Origin of the sequence: Maledivibacter sp. (assembly GCA_025210375.1) — a bacterium.
In the GTDB taxonomy this organism is placed as follows: domain Bacteria; phylum Bacillota; class Clostridia; order Peptostreptococcales; family Caminicellaceae; genus JAOASB01.
Genome location: JAOASB010000007.1, coordinates 125,459 through 141,126 on the forward strand (window position 1 = coordinate 125,459; position 15,668 = coordinate 141,126).

At 33.8% G+C, this 15,668-nt stretch carries 15 protein-coding genes and 1 pseudogene; 14 read left to right on the forward strand and 2 right to left on the reverse strand.

The window, feature by feature from the left end; genetic code table 11:
* Nucleotides 1-4: 4 nt before the first annotated feature.
* Nucleotides 5-2,377, forward strand: a complete 2,373-nt coding sequence (locus tag N4A68_02775) for a glycyl radical protein (protein ID MCT4563241.1) — start codon at nucleotides 5-7, stop codon at nucleotides 2,375-2,377.
* A gap of 120 nt (nucleotides 2,378-2,497) precedes the next feature.
* Here the strand turns inward: N4A68_02775 and N4A68_02780 are convergent, their stop codons facing one another.
* A complete protein-coding gene (locus N4A68_02780; GenBank protein MCT4563242.1) occupies nucleotides 2,498-3,292 on the reverse strand; it encodes a histidinol-phosphatase HisJ family protein in 795 nt (264 codons plus the stop codon).
* Nucleotides 3,293-3,628: 336 nt separating this feature from the next.
* Between N4A68_02780 and hisZ the strand changes: the two genes are divergently transcribed.
* The 12 genes and pseudogenes from hisZ to N4A68_02840 all read left to right on the forward strand — a co-directional run bounded on the left by hisZ (nucleotide 3,629) and on the right by N4A68_02840 (nucleotide 13,111).
* Nucleotides 3,629-4,921, forward strand: a complete 1,293-nt coding sequence (hisZ, locus tag N4A68_02785; protein ID MCT4563243.1) for an ATP phosphoribosyltransferase regulatory subunit — start codon at nucleotides 3,629-3,631, stop codon at nucleotides 4,919-4,921.
* Nucleotides 4,922-4,932: 11 nt separating this feature from the next.
* Entirely contained in the window at nucleotides 4,933-5,556 is a 624-nt protein-coding gene (gene hisG / locus N4A68_02790) for an ATP phosphoribosyltransferase (GenBank protein ID MCT4563244.1), read from the forward strand.
* A gap of 73 nt (nucleotides 5,557-5,629) precedes the next feature.
* Nucleotides 5,630-6,838: pseudogene (gene hisD / locus N4A68_02795) on the forward strand (histidinol dehydrogenase).
* Between the two features lie 2 nt (nucleotides 6,839-6,840).
* Complete coding sequence (hisC, locus tag N4A68_02800) at nucleotides 6,841-7,890, forward strand: histidinol-phosphate transaminase (GenBank protein ID MCT4563245.1); 1,050 nt, start codon at nucleotides 6,841-6,843, stop codon at nucleotides 7,888-7,890.
* A gap of 2 nt (nucleotides 7,891-7,892) precedes the next feature.
* Nucleotides 7,893-8,480 carry an imidazoleglycerol-phosphate dehydratase HisB gene (hisB, locus tag N4A68_02805; protein MCT4563246.1) on the forward strand — a complete coding sequence of 196 codons (588 nt, stop codon included), beginning with the start codon at nucleotides 7,893-7,895 and terminating at the stop codon, nucleotides 8,478-8,480.
* Between the two features lie 5 nt (nucleotides 8,481-8,485).
* Nucleotides 8,486-9,091 carry an imidazole glycerol phosphate synthase subunit HisH gene (gene hisH, locus N4A68_02810; GenBank protein MCT4563247.1) on the forward strand — a complete coding sequence of 202 codons (606 nt, stop codon included), beginning with the start codon at nucleotides 8,486-8,488 and terminating at the stop codon, nucleotides 9,089-9,091.
* Nucleotides 9,088-9,786 carry a 1-(5-phosphoribosyl)-5-[(5-phosphoribosylamino)methylideneamino]imidazole-4-carboxamide isomerase gene (gene hisA, locus N4A68_02815; GenBank protein MCT4563248.1) on the forward strand — a complete coding sequence of 233 codons (699 nt, stop codon included), beginning with the start codon at nucleotides 9,088-9,090 and terminating at the stop codon, nucleotides 9,784-9,786. Before hisH ends, hisA begins: the two co-directional genes overlap by 4 nt.
* Nucleotides 9,787-9,796: 10 nt before the next feature.
* On the forward strand, nucleotides 9,797-10,558 hold the full coding sequence (gene hisF, locus N4A68_02820) for an imidazole glycerol phosphate synthase subunit HisF (GenBank protein ID MCT4563249.1): 762 nt from the start codon (nucleotides 9,797-9,799) through the stop codon (nucleotides 10,556-10,558).
* Nucleotides 10,558-11,190 carry a bifunctional phosphoribosyl-AMP cyclohydrolase/phosphoribosyl-ATP diphosphatase HisIE gene (gene hisIE / locus N4A68_02825; protein ID MCT4563250.1) on the forward strand — a complete coding sequence of 211 codons (633 nt, stop codon included), beginning with the start codon at nucleotides 10,558-10,560 and terminating at the stop codon, nucleotides 11,188-11,190. Before hisF ends, hisIE begins: the two co-directional genes overlap by 1 nt.
* Before the next feature lie 181 nt (nucleotides 11,191-11,371).
* Complete coding sequence (locus tag N4A68_02830) at nucleotides 11,372-11,890, forward strand: 2'-5' RNA ligase family protein (protein MCT4563251.1); 519 nt, start codon at nucleotides 11,372-11,374, stop codon at nucleotides 11,888-11,890.
* Nucleotides 11,891-12,128: 238 nt separating this feature from the next.
* Nucleotides 12,129-12,689, forward strand: a complete 561-nt coding sequence (locus tag N4A68_02835) for a hypothetical protein (GenBank protein MCT4563252.1) — start codon at nucleotides 12,129-12,131, stop codon at nucleotides 12,687-12,689.
* 20 nt (nucleotides 12,690-12,709) lie between these two features.
* A complete protein-coding gene (locus tag N4A68_02840) occupies nucleotides 12,710-13,111 on the forward strand; it encodes a nucleoside-diphosphate kinase (GenBank protein MCT4563253.1) in 402 nt (133 codons plus the stop codon).
* Nucleotides 13,112-13,362: 251 nt separating this feature from the next.
* Here the strand turns inward: N4A68_02840 and N4A68_02845 are convergent, their stop codons facing one another.
* Entirely contained in the window at nucleotides 13,363-13,542 is a 180-nt protein-coding gene (locus N4A68_02845; GenBank protein ID MCT4563254.1) for an H-type small acid-soluble spore protein, read from the reverse strand.
* A 472-nt stretch (nucleotides 13,543-14,014) separates the two neighbouring features.
* Between N4A68_02845 and N4A68_02850 the strand changes: the two genes are divergently transcribed.
* Complete coding sequence (locus N4A68_02850) at nucleotides 14,015-15,376, forward strand: sodium-dependent transporter (GenBank protein MCT4563255.1); 1,362 nt, start codon at nucleotides 14,015-14,017, stop codon at nucleotides 15,374-15,376.
* The last annotated feature ends 292 nt before the right edge of the window (nucleotides 15,377-15,668 follow it).

Below are 15,668 nucleotides of genomic sequence, written 5' to 3' on the forward strand. Positions count from 1 at the left end.
TTAGATGGGATATGGAATAAATGAAAGGGTACAAAAACTTAGAGAGCAAAGTGTAACTGCAACACCTAGGATATGTATTGAAAGAGCGGCTTTAGTCACTCAAGCATATAAAAAATATTCGGGAAAGGTTTCTATTCCTGTGTTAAGAGCATTGACTTTTAAGCATCTATGTGAGAACAAAACCATATGTATAAACGATGGAGAGTTAATAGTTGGAGAAAGGGGCAGGGCTCCCCAAGGGACGCCAAACTATCCAGAGCTTTGCTGTCATACTATGGAAGACTTTGAAATTATGAATAATCGTGAAAAAATTTCATTTAAGGTAGATGGAGAAGCTAGAAGGATTCAAGAAGAAATAATAATACCCTATTGGAAGGGAAAATCAATTAGGGATTTAATGTTTAATCAAATGACCGAGGAGTGGAAGGAATGCTACGAAGCAGGAATATTCACTGAGTTTATGGAGCAAAGATCTCCAGGACATACCGTTGAAGATGGCAAGATATATAAAAAAGGATTTCTAGATTTTAAAAGTGAAATAGAAGAAGAAATTGAAAAGCTTGATTTCATAAATGATCCCGAGGCCTATGATAGACAAGAACAATTAAAGGCCATGGCTATATCATGTGATGCCATAATAAGCCTTGCCGAACGTCATGCTGAAAAGGCAGAAGAAATGGCTGAAAATGAAGATGATCCAGTTAGAAAGAAGGAATTAGAAGAAATAGCAGAGGTTTGTAGATATGTTCCCGCCCATGCACCAAGAACCTTTAGAGAAGCACTTCAGATGTATTGGTTTGTACACCTAGGGATCATAACTGAATTAAATACTTGGGATTCTTTTTGTCCTGGCAAGCTTGATCAGCATCTATATCCTTTTTATAGAAAAGAGCTAGAAGCTGGAAGCTTGAATCGTAATAAAGCCAAGGAGCTTTTAGAATGCTTTTGGATAAAATTCAATAACCAACCGGCTCCACCTAAAGTGGGAATAACCTTAGAAGAAAGTGGAACATACACGGATTTTTGTAACATAAATATCGGAGGGATAACACCCGATGGAGCAGATGGAGTAAATGATGTATCATATCTTTTACTAGATATTATTAAGGATATGAGGATTTTGCAGCCAAGTACAAATGTACAAATTAGTAGAAAAAATCCTGACCGTTTTGTGATTGAGGCCGCTAGGGTTATTAGGGAAGGAATGGGATTTCCTTCTGTATTCAATACCGATGCAGTTGTAAAGGAACTGCTTCGTCAAGGTAAAAGCATTGAAGATGCAAGATGCGGTGGTACAAGTGGGTGTGTAGAAGTAGGCTGCTTCGGAAAAGAAGCATATATCTTAACGGGATATTTTAATTTTGTAAAGGTATTAGAAATAACCCTTCATAATGGTGTTGATCCCAGAACTGGTAAGAAAATTGGTATTGAGACAGGTGATCCAACTAAATTTGAGACATTTGATGAATTATTAGATGCTTTTAGGGATCAGCTACATCATTTTGTCGATATAAAAGTTAGGGGAAACAATGTTATTGAAAGGCTATATGCTAAATATATGCCCGCAACATTTATGTCAATAATAATTGATGATTGTATTAAGAAAGGTAAAGATTATAATGCCGGTGGAGCAAGATATAATTCAAGATATATCCAAGCTGTTGGTATAGGAAGTATTACAGACAGTTTATCAGCAATAAAATATCATGTTTTTGATAATGATAACATGAGCTTCAAAAAACTAATGGAGGTAATAGATGCTGACTTTGAAGGATATGAAAGGGAACGTTTGATATTCTTAAATAAAACTCCTAAATATGGAAATGATGATGAATATGCCGATGAAATCATGCTTAGGGTTTTTAACATCGGTCATGATGAAATAAATGATAGGCCTACAGTGAATGGAGGAAGATATAGAATAGAAATGCTTCCAACCACATGTCACGTTTATTTTGGAGCAGTTTGTGGAGCTATGCCAGATGGTAGAAGAGCAGGCATACCCCTTTCAGAAGGTATTTCTCCTGTCCAAGGTGCTGATAAAAAAGGACCTACTGCAGTTATTAAATCAGCTTCCAAAATGGATCATTTAAAGACTGGAGGGACTCTACTCAACCAGAAATTCACTCCCGAAATCGTTGAAGGTGAAGATGGACTTAAAAACATGAAGAGCTTAATAAGAGCCTATTTTAAGCTTGATGGACATCATATCCAATTTAATATAGTAAGGGGAGATATATTAAGAGAAGCACAAAAGAACCCAGAAAAATATAACAATCTTATAGTACGTGTTGCAGGTTATAGTGATTACTTCAACAATTTAAATAAAGATTTACAGGATGAAATAATTCAAAGAACTGAACATAAAAGCTTTTAATGAAGAAAATCACTTGAAAGGCTAATATCCATAATTATCCCAGGTTATCCTTTATGTCCAATTATTGAATTCGAGCTACTATTCATTAAGATAGTAGCTCGAACTGTTATATGTTTTGTCTTATATTTTAATAAACTTAGGCTCCATTTTCTCAAAGGTAGTTATATACTTAAAGCCTATTTCTTTAAGTATTCCATAAATATAATCGAATTCATATGCTAAGGTATTAGGAACATGGGTATCTGACCCCAAGGTTATAATTTCTCCCCCCAGCTCATAATAAAATTTTAGTATTTCAGGTGAAAGAAGCAAAGTATCCGTATATCTTAAACTGGAAGTATTTACTTCTATACCCTTATTTCTTTCTATAAGTGCTTTAAAAATCACTTCTAAAATATCAAAGTAGCTGGAAAGCTTTTCATTAGCAATGGTTTTATTATATCTTGCCAATATATTTAAATGACCTATGATGTTGAAGTTTTCAAAATTCTTTATGCAATATAAAAGCTCTTCAAAGTATTTTACATAAGCCTGTCTAGGAGTTTTTCCTTTGTAAAAATCCCCATTATATAAGTCTTTTTTTTCACAAGTATGTATGGAACAAATTACAAAATCGAAATCTCCCTCCCTAACAACCCTATCGCATTTTTCAACTATATGGGGTTGAATACCCATTTCAATACCCTTAAGTATCTTTATTTCTTTACCATAGCGTTGTCTCATAAGATTGATATGGTCGGTATATTCGGCTATGTCAAATTCAAAGTTTATTGAGGAATCACAATAATCATAATCCGTGTGATCAGTAAAACATATTTCCTTTAGCTGTAACTTTATAGCCGTTTCAATGATATCCTTCATATCCGCTTCACAGTCTGCAGAAAAATGACTGTGAACATGGTAATCATAGTACACATTAATCACTCCTAACTTATAAATATGTTATAAAAAAGCTTCCAATAATCTATTTGAAATCTCTATATACTTAAGAGAATGACATGCAAACTTAGAACTTATAACTTAGAACTCATAACCACAAATGTGTCATAAGACGCATCCCTACACATATATAGTTTACCATTAATTAGGTTGAATTAAAGAAAAATTTGTAGGGAAATAATTTGCGCAATATTAAGAATTTTTAAATATTTATCTTTTGTATTGACTCCATAGCTAATAAATATTACAATAGTAAGAAATAATTCATTGCTTTAGCGTATTAAAGTAATGAAGTGGAGGGCGGATAATATTATGGCACTTTACAATGATATTTTTCCAGAGGGTGTAGAGGATTTGTACAGCGAAGAGTATGAGTTTAAAGAAGAGATGGTTGCGGTTATAAAAAAAGTATTTAAGAGCTTTGGTTATAGCCAGATAGTTACTCCTAGCTTTGAATACTATGATTTATACAACGGAATAGATGGAGTTTTGCAAAAAGAAAATATGCTAAAACTTATAGACAACAATGGAAAGATACTGGTCTTGAGACCCGATGCAACCATACCCTTGGCTAGAATGGCAGCAAATAATTATAAACATAGTAATGAAATGCTGAAGCTTTCATATGTTACAAATATCTTTAGAGCCAATAAATCTGGAACAGGAGATAAAAGGGAGTTCGTTCAAGGTGGAATTGAATACTTTGGGAATAATAAGCCGGAATGTGATGCTGAAATAATAGCTGTGGGAATTAGATGTCTATTGGAATGCGGGTTTAATGACTTTCATATAGACCTAGGGCAAGTGGAATTCATGAATGGATTAATTGATGAAGCTACCCTCAATAAATTTGAAAAATTGCAGCTTCACAACTTAATCGAAAACAAAAACTATGGAGATTTAAAGGAATTTCTCGAAAAGACTGATATGCCACTGGAACTTAAAGAAAAATTTTATATGATTCCCAAGCTATATGGAAAGCCTGAAAAAGTCCTAGTTAGAGCCAAAGAACTAGTTATAAATGAAAGGATGGAAAAAGCACTAAAAAATCTAGAGGATGTATACAATATATTGGCTGATTATAAATTCCATAAATATATATTATTTGATTTAGGCTTTACCAAGGAGCAGGGTTACTATACGGATATTATGTTTAAGGGGTATGTTAATAACTTCGGAGAAGTAGTTTTAAGTGGTGGAAGATATGACAATTTGACCAGAGAATTTGGAGCAGATAAGCCAGCCTGTGGCCTTGGATTGAATATAAATAAAATAATTGAGGTGATGGAAATGTATGATATTAAAAGAAATGTGGATTGCTTTACAGATTATTTAGTTCTTTATAAAAAAGAATTAAGGGGAAAAGCCATAGAGCTTTCACAGAGTCTAAGGGATAGGGGTTTTGTAGTTGAAACCAATTCCTATGAGGATGATATAAAATGCCATATAGAGAATTCAACCTTCAGAAATACTAAGGAAATTATTGAAGTAGGTAAGGAGTCCCTAAAAGTAATTAATATATTTAAAAATCAGATTAAGAGATATAAAGAAAATCAATTTTATAAGGTTTTAGACTGTGAAGAAATCATAGCATCTATACATTAGGGGGAATTCCATTGGATACGGTTAAAATAGCCTTGGCAAAGGGCAGATTAGCAGATGCTGCAGTAGTTTTACTTGAGAAGATAGGCATAAATTTTAAGGACTATTCTAAAAAAAGTAGAAAGCTCATTTTTAAGGATGACACTGAAAGAATCAAGCTTGTATTTGTTAAATCCTCGGATATACCCGTATATGTAGAAAAAGGTGCCGTGGATATTGGTATAGTAGGCAAGGATGTACTGCTGGAAAACGAGGCAGATGTTTATGAAATATTAAATCTGAATATAGGAAAATGTAAGATGTGTGTTGCAGGATTTGAAAACTATAGGATGAATAACAATAGAAAATTGATTATAGCATCTAAATATCCCAATATAGCAAGAAACTATTTCAATAAGAAAGGTATATTTAATGAAGTGATTAAGCTTAACGGTTCCGTTGAGCTTGCTCCAATACTAAGTCTTTCTGATGTTATTGTAGACATAGTGGAGACGGGTACAACTTTAAAGGAAAATGGATTGGTAATACTTGATGAAATAAACGACATAAGTGCTAGATTAGTAGTAAATAAGGTCAGCTTAAAAACTAAAAATGAAGAGATAGAAAAGCTTATAAGTGGATTAGAGAGGATTGTTTAAATTGAAAATTATCGAGATAAAGGGAGACGATTATAAAGATATAATAGATGATTTACTGGGTAGAGGCTCAGATGATTTTTCAAAGGTAGACAAAGTAGTTTATGGGATACTAGAGGATGTTAAGGAAAAAGGGGACATAGCTTTATATGAGTATACGAAGAAATTTGATAATACAAGGTTAGAGGCTTTAAAGGTCACTAAGGATGAGATTGATGAGGCACTTGAGGTAGTAGGAAATGAATTTCTAGAGATTTTAAAGGAAGCCAAGGACAATATAGCTAGATATCATAAAAAACAGCTGCAAAGCTCCTGGATGACAAATGATAAAGAGGGAATTATACTGGGACAGCTGATTAGACCCTTGGAAAGGGTAGGTATCTATGTTCCAGGGGGAAAGGCGGCATATCCATCTACGGTTCTTATGAATGCTGTACCTGCAAAGGTGGCAGAGGTAGGTTCTATAGCTATGGTTACACCTCCAAGTAAAGATGGAAAGGTCAATCCATATATATTAGCGGCGGCCAAGATAGCAGGAGTAAATGAGATATATAAGATAGGTGGGGCACAATCCATAGCTGCATTGGCCTATGGAACAGAAACAATAAAACCTGTAGATAAAATAGTAGGCCCAGGAAATATCTATGTAGCCAGAGCCAAAAGAGCAGTCTTTGGTCTTGTGGATATAGATATGATAGCAGGCCCAAGTGAAATATGTATTATTGCCGATGAAAATAAAAATCCAAGCTTCATAGCTGCAGATTTATTATCCCAGGCAGAGCATGATGAGATGGCATCATCCATACTGATTACTACCTCTAAAGCTTTGGCTGAACAGGTTGAGGAGGAGGTAAGGCTTCAAATAGATATGTCAGAAAGAAAGGAAATTATCACGAAGGCTATTTCCAGCTATGGCTACATATTTATAGCAAGGGATATAGAAGAAGCCATCAATATATCAAATAAAATAGCTCCAGAGCATTTAGAGGTCATGGTAGATAATCCATTTGAATTACTTCCTAAAATCAAGAATGCTGGAGCCATATTTTTAGGACAATATACCCCGGAGCCTATAGGAGACTATTTTGCTGGCCCAAATCATACACTACCCACATCGGGTACCGCAAGATTTTCATCACCCCTAGGAACATATGACTTTATGAAAAAATCTAGCTTACTCTATTATAATGAAGATGCTTTAAGAAATGTAAAGGACAAGGTAATTTCATTTACAGAGGCGGAGGGGTTAAGTGCCCATGGAAATTCAATAAAAGTGAGGTTTTGATTATGAAAAGGCTTATGAAGAAATGTATAGAGAATATAAGGGCCTATGAGGTTATTGAAGAAGAATATGATATAAAGGTAGATGCCAACGAAAGTCCATATAATATATTAAATGAATTAGCTCCAATCATCCTTAAGGACATAGTCTCTAAGGAATTAAACAGATATCCCGATAGCGAAGCAGTACAGCTAAAAAAGAAAATAGCCGATTATACTGGAATAAATACTGAAAATATCATGTGCGGAAATGGGTCCGATGAATTATTAAAGGTCATTATAGATTGCTTTGTGGATAAAGGTGATGTAGTAGTGACGCATAGTCCTTCCTTTGTCATGTATAGGCTTATAACAGAGATAGCGGGAGGTAAATTCATCGAGTTATCAGGGGATGAAAGCTTTAGCATTGATATTGATAGGATAATTTCTACGGCCAATGAAAATGATGCGAAGCTTATATTTTTATGCAATCCAAATAATCCAACTGGGACCTTGATACCTAGGGATGAAATAATAAGGGTCTTGGAAAACACATCATCCATTGTAGTAGTAGATGAAGCCTATTATGAATTTTATGGAGAAACTATTATTGATAGGATTTATGATTACAAAAGATTGATAGTTCTAAGAACACTTTCCAAGGCATTTGGACTCGCGGCCTTGAGGATCGGATATGGGGTGTCGGCTAAAGAAACTATGGATATTTTAAATAGGGTTAAACCTCCATATAATCTCAATTCTATATCCCAGTATATAGGTGAAATAGTATTAGACAATATAGACATTGTTCATAAAAATATTGAGACCATAAAAAAAGATCGTGACAAGCTTTTTGTTGAGCTAGAATCTATGAAGGATATAAAGGCTATACCAAGTGGAAGTAACTTCATATTGATTAAAACAAGTAGGTATGAGGATTTAATGAAGAAGTTTAAGGAAGATAAAATCAAGATAAAGGGCTTTGGAACAAAGGGAGTATTACAAAACTGCATAAGGATTACTATTGGTACAAAGGAAGAAAACGATAGGATTCTTAAGCTGTTAAAGGAAGTGTAGATATGACAAGAATTAGTGAAATCGCTAGAAAAACAAAGGAAACAGACATAGCTTTAAAGCTTGAGCTTGATGGTAGTGGTAAATCAAAGATAGATACGGGAATAGGGTTTTTAGATCACATGCTAATTTTAATGAGCAAGCATGGGCAATTAAATCTATATGTAAAATGCCAAGGGGATTTGGTGGTGGATACCCATCATACCGTAGAGGATTTAGGGATAGTACTAGGTAAAGCCATAAAGGAAGCCCTAGGAGATAAAGTAGGAATAAAAAGATATGCTACTGTATTTACCCCTATGGATGAAGCACTTTCAATGGTTTCTTTAGATATAAGCGGGAGAAGCTTTTTACAGTTTAATGTTCCACTGACTAGGGAATATGTTGGAGATTTTGAGACCGAAACCCTAAAGGAATTCTTTATAGCTCTTACCAGTAATGCCGATATAACCCTTCATTTAAACCTACAATATGGAGAAAATAACCATCATATTATAGAATCCATATTTAAGGGACTTGGTAGATCATTAAAACAGGCAGCCGCTAAGGATGAAAGTATAGAAGGGGTTATGTCTACGAAAGGAGTATTATAGAAAAAATGATAGCAATTATAGATTATGGTGTTGGAAATATAAAAAACGTGTATACAGCCTTTAGTAATCTTGGTATAGATGCTGTAGTAACATCGGATAAGGCTGTTATAGATAGAAGCTCTGCAATAATACTACCGGGAGTAGGGGCTTATAAGGATGCCATGGATAATCTCTATAGGCATGATCTAGTTCATTGCTTAAAGGAAAATGCAAACAAAGGTAAGCTTTTATTTGGTATATGTCTTGGAATGCAGCTATTATTTGAAAAAAGCTATGAAGATGGACAGTGGAATGGTCTAGGACTATTAGAGGGTGAAATAGTTAGATTTGATGGAAATCTCAAGATACCTCATATGGGTTGGAATAAATTAATAAAGGCAAGGGAAGATGAAATAGCGAAGGGGATAAATGACTATGAGTATGTATACTTTGTACATTCCTATTACTTAGCGGCTAAAAATCAAGAGGATATAGTTTCTTGGTCGGATTATGGAGTAAAGGTACCGGCAATCGTCAGAAAGGATAATATAATAGGAATGCAGTTCCACCCTGAAAAAAGTGGCAAGACTGGGCTAAAGCTGCTAAAGAATATTAAGGAGATGATAAAGTGATAATATTTCCAGCGGTAGATATAAAAGAGGGAAGATGCGTAAGACTTTATCAAGGAAAGGCTGATAAGGAAACTATATATGATGATGACCCATTACTTGCCGCTAAGAAATGGGAGGAAAACGGAGCTAAGTATTTACATCTTGTGGACTTAGATGGAGCATTTACGGGGGAGCTGAAAAACAAGGCTGTAATAAAGAGGATAGTCGATAATCTAGATATACCTGTTCAAGTTGGCGGAGGTATAAGAAATCTGGAAAGGGCAAAGGAGTTATTAGCTTTAGGAGTAGAAAGAATTATTGTTGGAACCTCTGCCGTCAAAGAAAAGGGATTTGTTGAAGAACTTGTGGAAAACCTTGGTGAAAGGGTAGTAGTATCTATAGATGCTAAAAAAGGGTATGTTTGTGTAGATGGATGGGTAAACACCAGCGATATAAAGGCAGTAGACTTTGCTAAAGAACTAGAGGTGAAGGGTGTAAAAACCATTGTGTATACTGATATTGCCAAGGATGGTACGATGATAGGCCCAAATTTCCATGAGCTTAAAGAACTAAGTGAAGGCGTAGATATAGATATAATTGCTTCCGGTGGAATAGGGGGCAAAGATCATGTAAATAGGCTAAAAAACTTTAATCTTTATGGAGCCATAGTAGGTAAGGCTCTTTATGAAGGTAAAATAAGTTTGAAGGAATTATAGGGGGGTTTTTATGCTTACTAAAAGAATAATTCCATGTTTGGATGTAGATAAGGGTAGAGTTGTTAAGGGGAAAAAGTTCAAGGCTATACAGGATGTAGCTGATCCAGTAGAACTTGCTAAATACTACTCAAGAAATGGAGCCGATGAACTTGTTTTTTATGATATAACGGCCTCAAATGAGGATAGAGATATTTTTATTGATGTAGTAGAAAGAACGGCAGAAAACATTAATATTCCCTTTTCTATTGGAGGAGGAATAAGAACCGTTGAGGATTTTTCAAAGGTCTTAAGGGCTGGAGCTGACAAGGTGTCCATAAATTCGGCCGCTGTAAAAAGGCCGGAGCTAATAACTGAAGCAGCACTTAAGTTTGGAAATCAATGCGTTGTACTTTCCATGGATGTAAAGAGAAATGGAGGGGAGTGGGATGTATATATCAATGGTGGTAGGGTTAATACAGGGCTAAATGCCTTGGATTGGGCCATCAAAGGAGAAAAGCTTGGAGCCGGCGAGATTGTTCTTAACTCCATAGATTCCGATGGAGTAAAGGAAGGATATAGCATAGAGATAACAAAGAAAATTTCAGAAACTGTAAAAATTCCTGTTGTTGCTTCAGGTGGAGCTGGGAAAAAAGAGGATTTTTTAGAGGTGTTGAAGTCGGGAAAAGCCGATGCAGCACTGGCGGCATCGGTATTTCACTATAGGGAAATAGAAATAAAATATCTTAAAGAATATCTTTACAAAAATGGTATAGAAGTCAGGAGAGATTTTTAATGTTAGATATAGATAATCTTAAATATGACAATAATGGATTAATCCCTTCAATAATACAGGATTATATCACAAAGGATGTTTTAATGCTTGGATATATGAATAAGGAATCCTTAAAGCTCACCCTAGAAACTAAAAAAACTTGGTTTTTCAGTAGAAGTAGACAAAAACTATGGAACAAGGGAGAAACATCGGGAAATTATCATGATGTAAAGGAAATAAGATACGATTGTGATAAGGATACATTATTAGTTTTAGTAAATCCAAAGGGGCCTACATGTCATACTGGCAATGAAAGCTGCTTTTACAGTTTAATGTATGCAGGGGATGAGAAAACAGGCAATGATGATGCTACAAAAGTACTTGACCTACTTTACGAAAGGATATTGAGTAGGAAAGAAGGCGATATAGAGGGTTCCTATACAAAGTACTTATTTGAAAAGGGAATTGATAAGATACTAAAAAAAGTTGGTGAAGAAGCAAGCGAGGTAATAATAGCTTCAAAAAACAATGATAAGGAAGAAATCATATATGAAGTTTCAGACCTTGTATACCATATATTAGTATTATTATCTGATAGAAATGTATCACTAGAAGAAATTAGAGAAGAATTGTATAAAAGGTATAGGAAATAGACAAAATAAAAAATCCCTTAGATTGTTAAGGGATTTTTTTATATTCTATATTTATATATTTTGTTAGGATATTGACTATTTTGTAATATATAGAATTAGTTTTCTTGGAAGATAAGCCTATAATCATATATAATAAAGAGTATAGATTGAATTTCAAATAACAGGATAGGTGGGATTAAGGATGTGGAATAGATGTATAATGATATTTACTCAATTTGCTAATATAGATAAGATTAATGAATTAAGGGAAAGATACGATCCAGCAGTAAATAGTGTTGCACCCCATATAACCTTAGTTTTTCCATTTAAGAGCGATATTTGTGGGTCAGAAATTAAAAAGCATATAGAAAAGAATATTCAGGGAATGAAGCCTTTTAATGTAAATCTTCAGGGCATATCTGCAGAAAGTGAAAACTATTTATTTTTGAATGTTATCCAGGGTAAAGAGGAATTAACAGAGTTACATAATAGATTTTATTCAGATATATTAGAAAAATTTAAGCCAGAGTTTCTAGAGACAATAGAGTTCAAACCCCATTTAACCCTTGGCAAGATAGATGATGATGGGAAATTTATACAAGCCGTGAAGGATACAAAGGGTTTTGATGAAATGTTTGAAATGAGGGTAAATAAAATAACCGTAGAGATAATAGGAGAAAATCAAGAGTCTATTATTGAAACTGAAGTTAAATTCAAATAATAGTAATTTGAGAATTTTAAAACTACAGGTAGTAGATGTTCTTTATAGAAAGTAATTATGCGATTTGTTCATTTAGTAATCTAAGGGGGCTATGCCACTTTATTTTTCTATCATAAATTGATATAATCGTACATGATGGGGTAAGGTAGATTCAAAAAATAAACTAGTCATCCTCATTACTTTTAGGCCTGGCTTGTTTATTTTTTATATGACTAAATCACAATAAAGGGGCATCTATATGAAGAAAAACAATAAGATACATATATACTATGTGCTATTGGGTATAGGAATAGGTTTAGTTTTAGCAAGTGTTATAAACATTATTAGCCCGAATGTTAAGATTAAAGAATATACAGACGAAGAAATAATTCAAAGGGCACGGGAGCTAGGTATGCATGACCTTGAGGAGATTATTGAAAGGAATAGTGGGATTGATGGTGATAATAAAGATAAAGAACTAGATCAGGCTTCCAATCAAGTAGATACAGATATAGGTAGTTCTGATGTGCCAGATGAAAATACTGATAATGCAGATAATTCCAATTCTAAAATTAAAGAAGAAATAAAGAAGACTGTAGACGAATCGGATTCAGAAAAATATGTTGAGTTTGAAGTTAAAGAAGGGGACTCCAGTCAAAAGGTTATTAATAATCTATATGAGGCAAATATAATAGATGATAAGGAAGTATTTAACAAAGATATTATTAGAAGAAAGAGTAGCCGAAAGATACATTTTGGTAAGTTTAAGATTCCATTGGGAGTAGACAATGATACCATTATAGATATTCTAACAAAATAGGATTCTAGGGGAGTGTTTATATGGAGAGGACATTAGTGTTAATAAAGCCAGATGCCGTTATAAAGAATATTATGGGAAAAATAATTAATATTTATGAAGAAAATAAGCTTTGTATAGAAGATATTAGAATCATATTTCCAACAAGGGGAATTTTGGAAAAACATTATGAAGAACATAAGGAAAAACCATTTTTTAATAAACTAATATCTTCTATGGAATCAAAGAAGGTAGCTGCAATAATTTTAAGTGGGGAGAAATCAGTAGCAAGGGTTAGAGAAATAAACGGAGCTACCGATCCAGAGAAAGCAGCTTTAGGAACCATTAGGAACCTATATGGTACCAATGTTACACAAAATGCGGTACACGGTTCTGCAAATTTGAATGATGCAGAAAGAGAAATAAATATTTGGTTTAGCAGTTGAGGAAATTGCATAGCTTCTATTTGGCATAATTGCATATGGTAATATCATCCTTGATTTAATTACTTAAGATATAAGCATATTCGATGGTAGTGCTTTGAAGATTTTAAAACTATATATAGTAGATAATTTTCCCAGCAGGTAATTATGCAATCTGCCCAGTTAATAAGGTGTTAAGCCCCATGAAATCTATAATTCATGGGGCTTTTTAGTGTAGACTGAGACAGTAAAGGAAAGGGGACAGCCCCTTTCCTTTACTGTTCAATCAATTCATCTACAGCCACCTGATAATGTTCATTGGCACCATCAAGGGCCTTCACAAAAGCTTTACCAGTATTTGGGTTGATACTGTTGATCCATACTGACCTGCCACCATAAGAAACTTCAATTTTATTAGGGGAGCTTATAATTTCCCTAGCTCTATTTATGTCCATTTTTTCAACTCCTTTATATGCTTTCCATATATTTTGTCCAAGTCTATAGATTAATAAACATTGATATAGTAAATACCTATAGTTTCTACCATAAAGACATAATGATATACAAAATAATTTTGATGTAAAAAGAATTTAGATATTAAAAAAATTGGAAATGTAAAATTAGTGTTGAAATAATTAAAATTATGTAATATAATAGGTATACAGCGTCGAAAATTGTCGAACAATTACGAATATACTATAAACTCTGTTAACTATGTAACAATGTATAAATATTAAAAAAAGAAAAATAATATCTATGTATATAGGACCCATTAAAAAATCTATTACTTCTATTTTTAAGATATTCATATTTACTATGGAATTTCCTCATTTATTAAAGGCCATTAGTAGCCTTTATACATATATACAAGAAGGAGGTGAATTATAAAAGCGAAACCATATATTAATCTATATAAGGAGGAAAACAATGGCAAACTTGAATCAAGATGGGCAAAGAGAACAATGGGGCTCTAAAATAGGATTTATATTAGCTGCCGCAGGCTCGGCGGTAGGACTTGGCAACCTTGTCAAATTCCCTGCTATGGCTGGTAAAAACGGTGGTGGAGCATTCGTACTTGTATATTTTATAATTTTATTTCTTGTAGGTTTTACATTGATGTTAGCTGAGATAGCTTTAGGTAGGTATACGGGTTTAAATGCAATAGGTGCTTATAGGAAGATAAGTAAAAAATGGTCATGGGTTGGAGCCCTAGGAGTATTAGCAGGGTTCATGATATTATCATATTATAGTGTTATTGGTGGATGGGTAATAAAATATTTAATTAAATCAGTTACTGGAGGATTACATGTATCTGATCCTGCAGTATTAGGAGATATGTTTGGAGCATTTATTACTTCTGGTGGAGAACCAATACTTTATCATGGAATATTTATGCTTATTACTATGATTATTGTAATCAAGGGTATTGGAGGAGGTATTGAAAAATCAAGTAAGATAATGATGCCTGCATTATTTGTAATGATCGTTCTTATTGCAATACGTGCTATGACTTTACCAGGAGCTGGAGCAGGTATAAAATATCTTTTAGTACCTGATTTTTCAAAGATTAGTGGTGAAGTAATATTGGCTGCACTAGGACAAGTATTCTTCTCATTAAGTTTAGGTATGGGATGTATGATTACCTATGGTAGTTATTTAGGCAAAGAAACTAATATACCTCAAAGTGCAACCATAATTCCACTTATAGATACGGGAGTAGCGCTATTTGCAGGACTAGCGGTATTGCCAGCGGTATTTGCATATAACCTTGATCCAAATGCAGGTATTGGGATTATATTTAATTCATTCCCAGCAATATTCTCACAGCTTCCATTAGGTGGACTATTTTCTTTTATATTCTTTCTATTAGTTCTATTTGCTGCATTATCATCGTCAATCTCATTATTAGAAGTATGTGTTGCTTATGTAGTTGATGAGTGGAAGGTTAAACGTTTGGCAGCAGTTTCTGTCATTGGATTAGCACTATTCTTAGTAGGCTCTGGGGCATCATTATCACTAGGGCCATGGAGTAGTTTTAAAATAGCTGGATTTACAATATTTGATATACTAGATTATGGATCTGCTAATATATTATTACCTTTAGGTGGGCTTCTACTTTGTATAGTTGTTGGATGGGTTTGGGGAACCGACAATGCCATCAAGGAAGTCTCAAATGGCGGACAAATAGAGTTCAAATTGGCTGGTGCTTGGACTATATTAATAAAATATATAGGGCCAGTTGCAATAGCTATGGTATTCATTCAAAAAATAATGGAATTGATAAAATAAACAAGTTAATATACTATAAGTAAGAAAAAGGGGGTGTTTTAAAAGATGCCTCCTTTTTCTTAGGTCATTTTTGTAAGAGGAATCTGACCAACACTAAGGGATTATGTGCCCTTGAGTTTTTATTGAAACTCTATAGTTACACTATGGAGTTTTTTATTTTCCTCTGTTAAAATTGTATTTAAAGCAAATAATGAATGTTTCCACATTTTTTCTTTGAATTTTGATAAGATTAACCTATATGTCTATAGGGATTTTAGTATAGACTTTAACTTATACTATGAAAACCCTATAT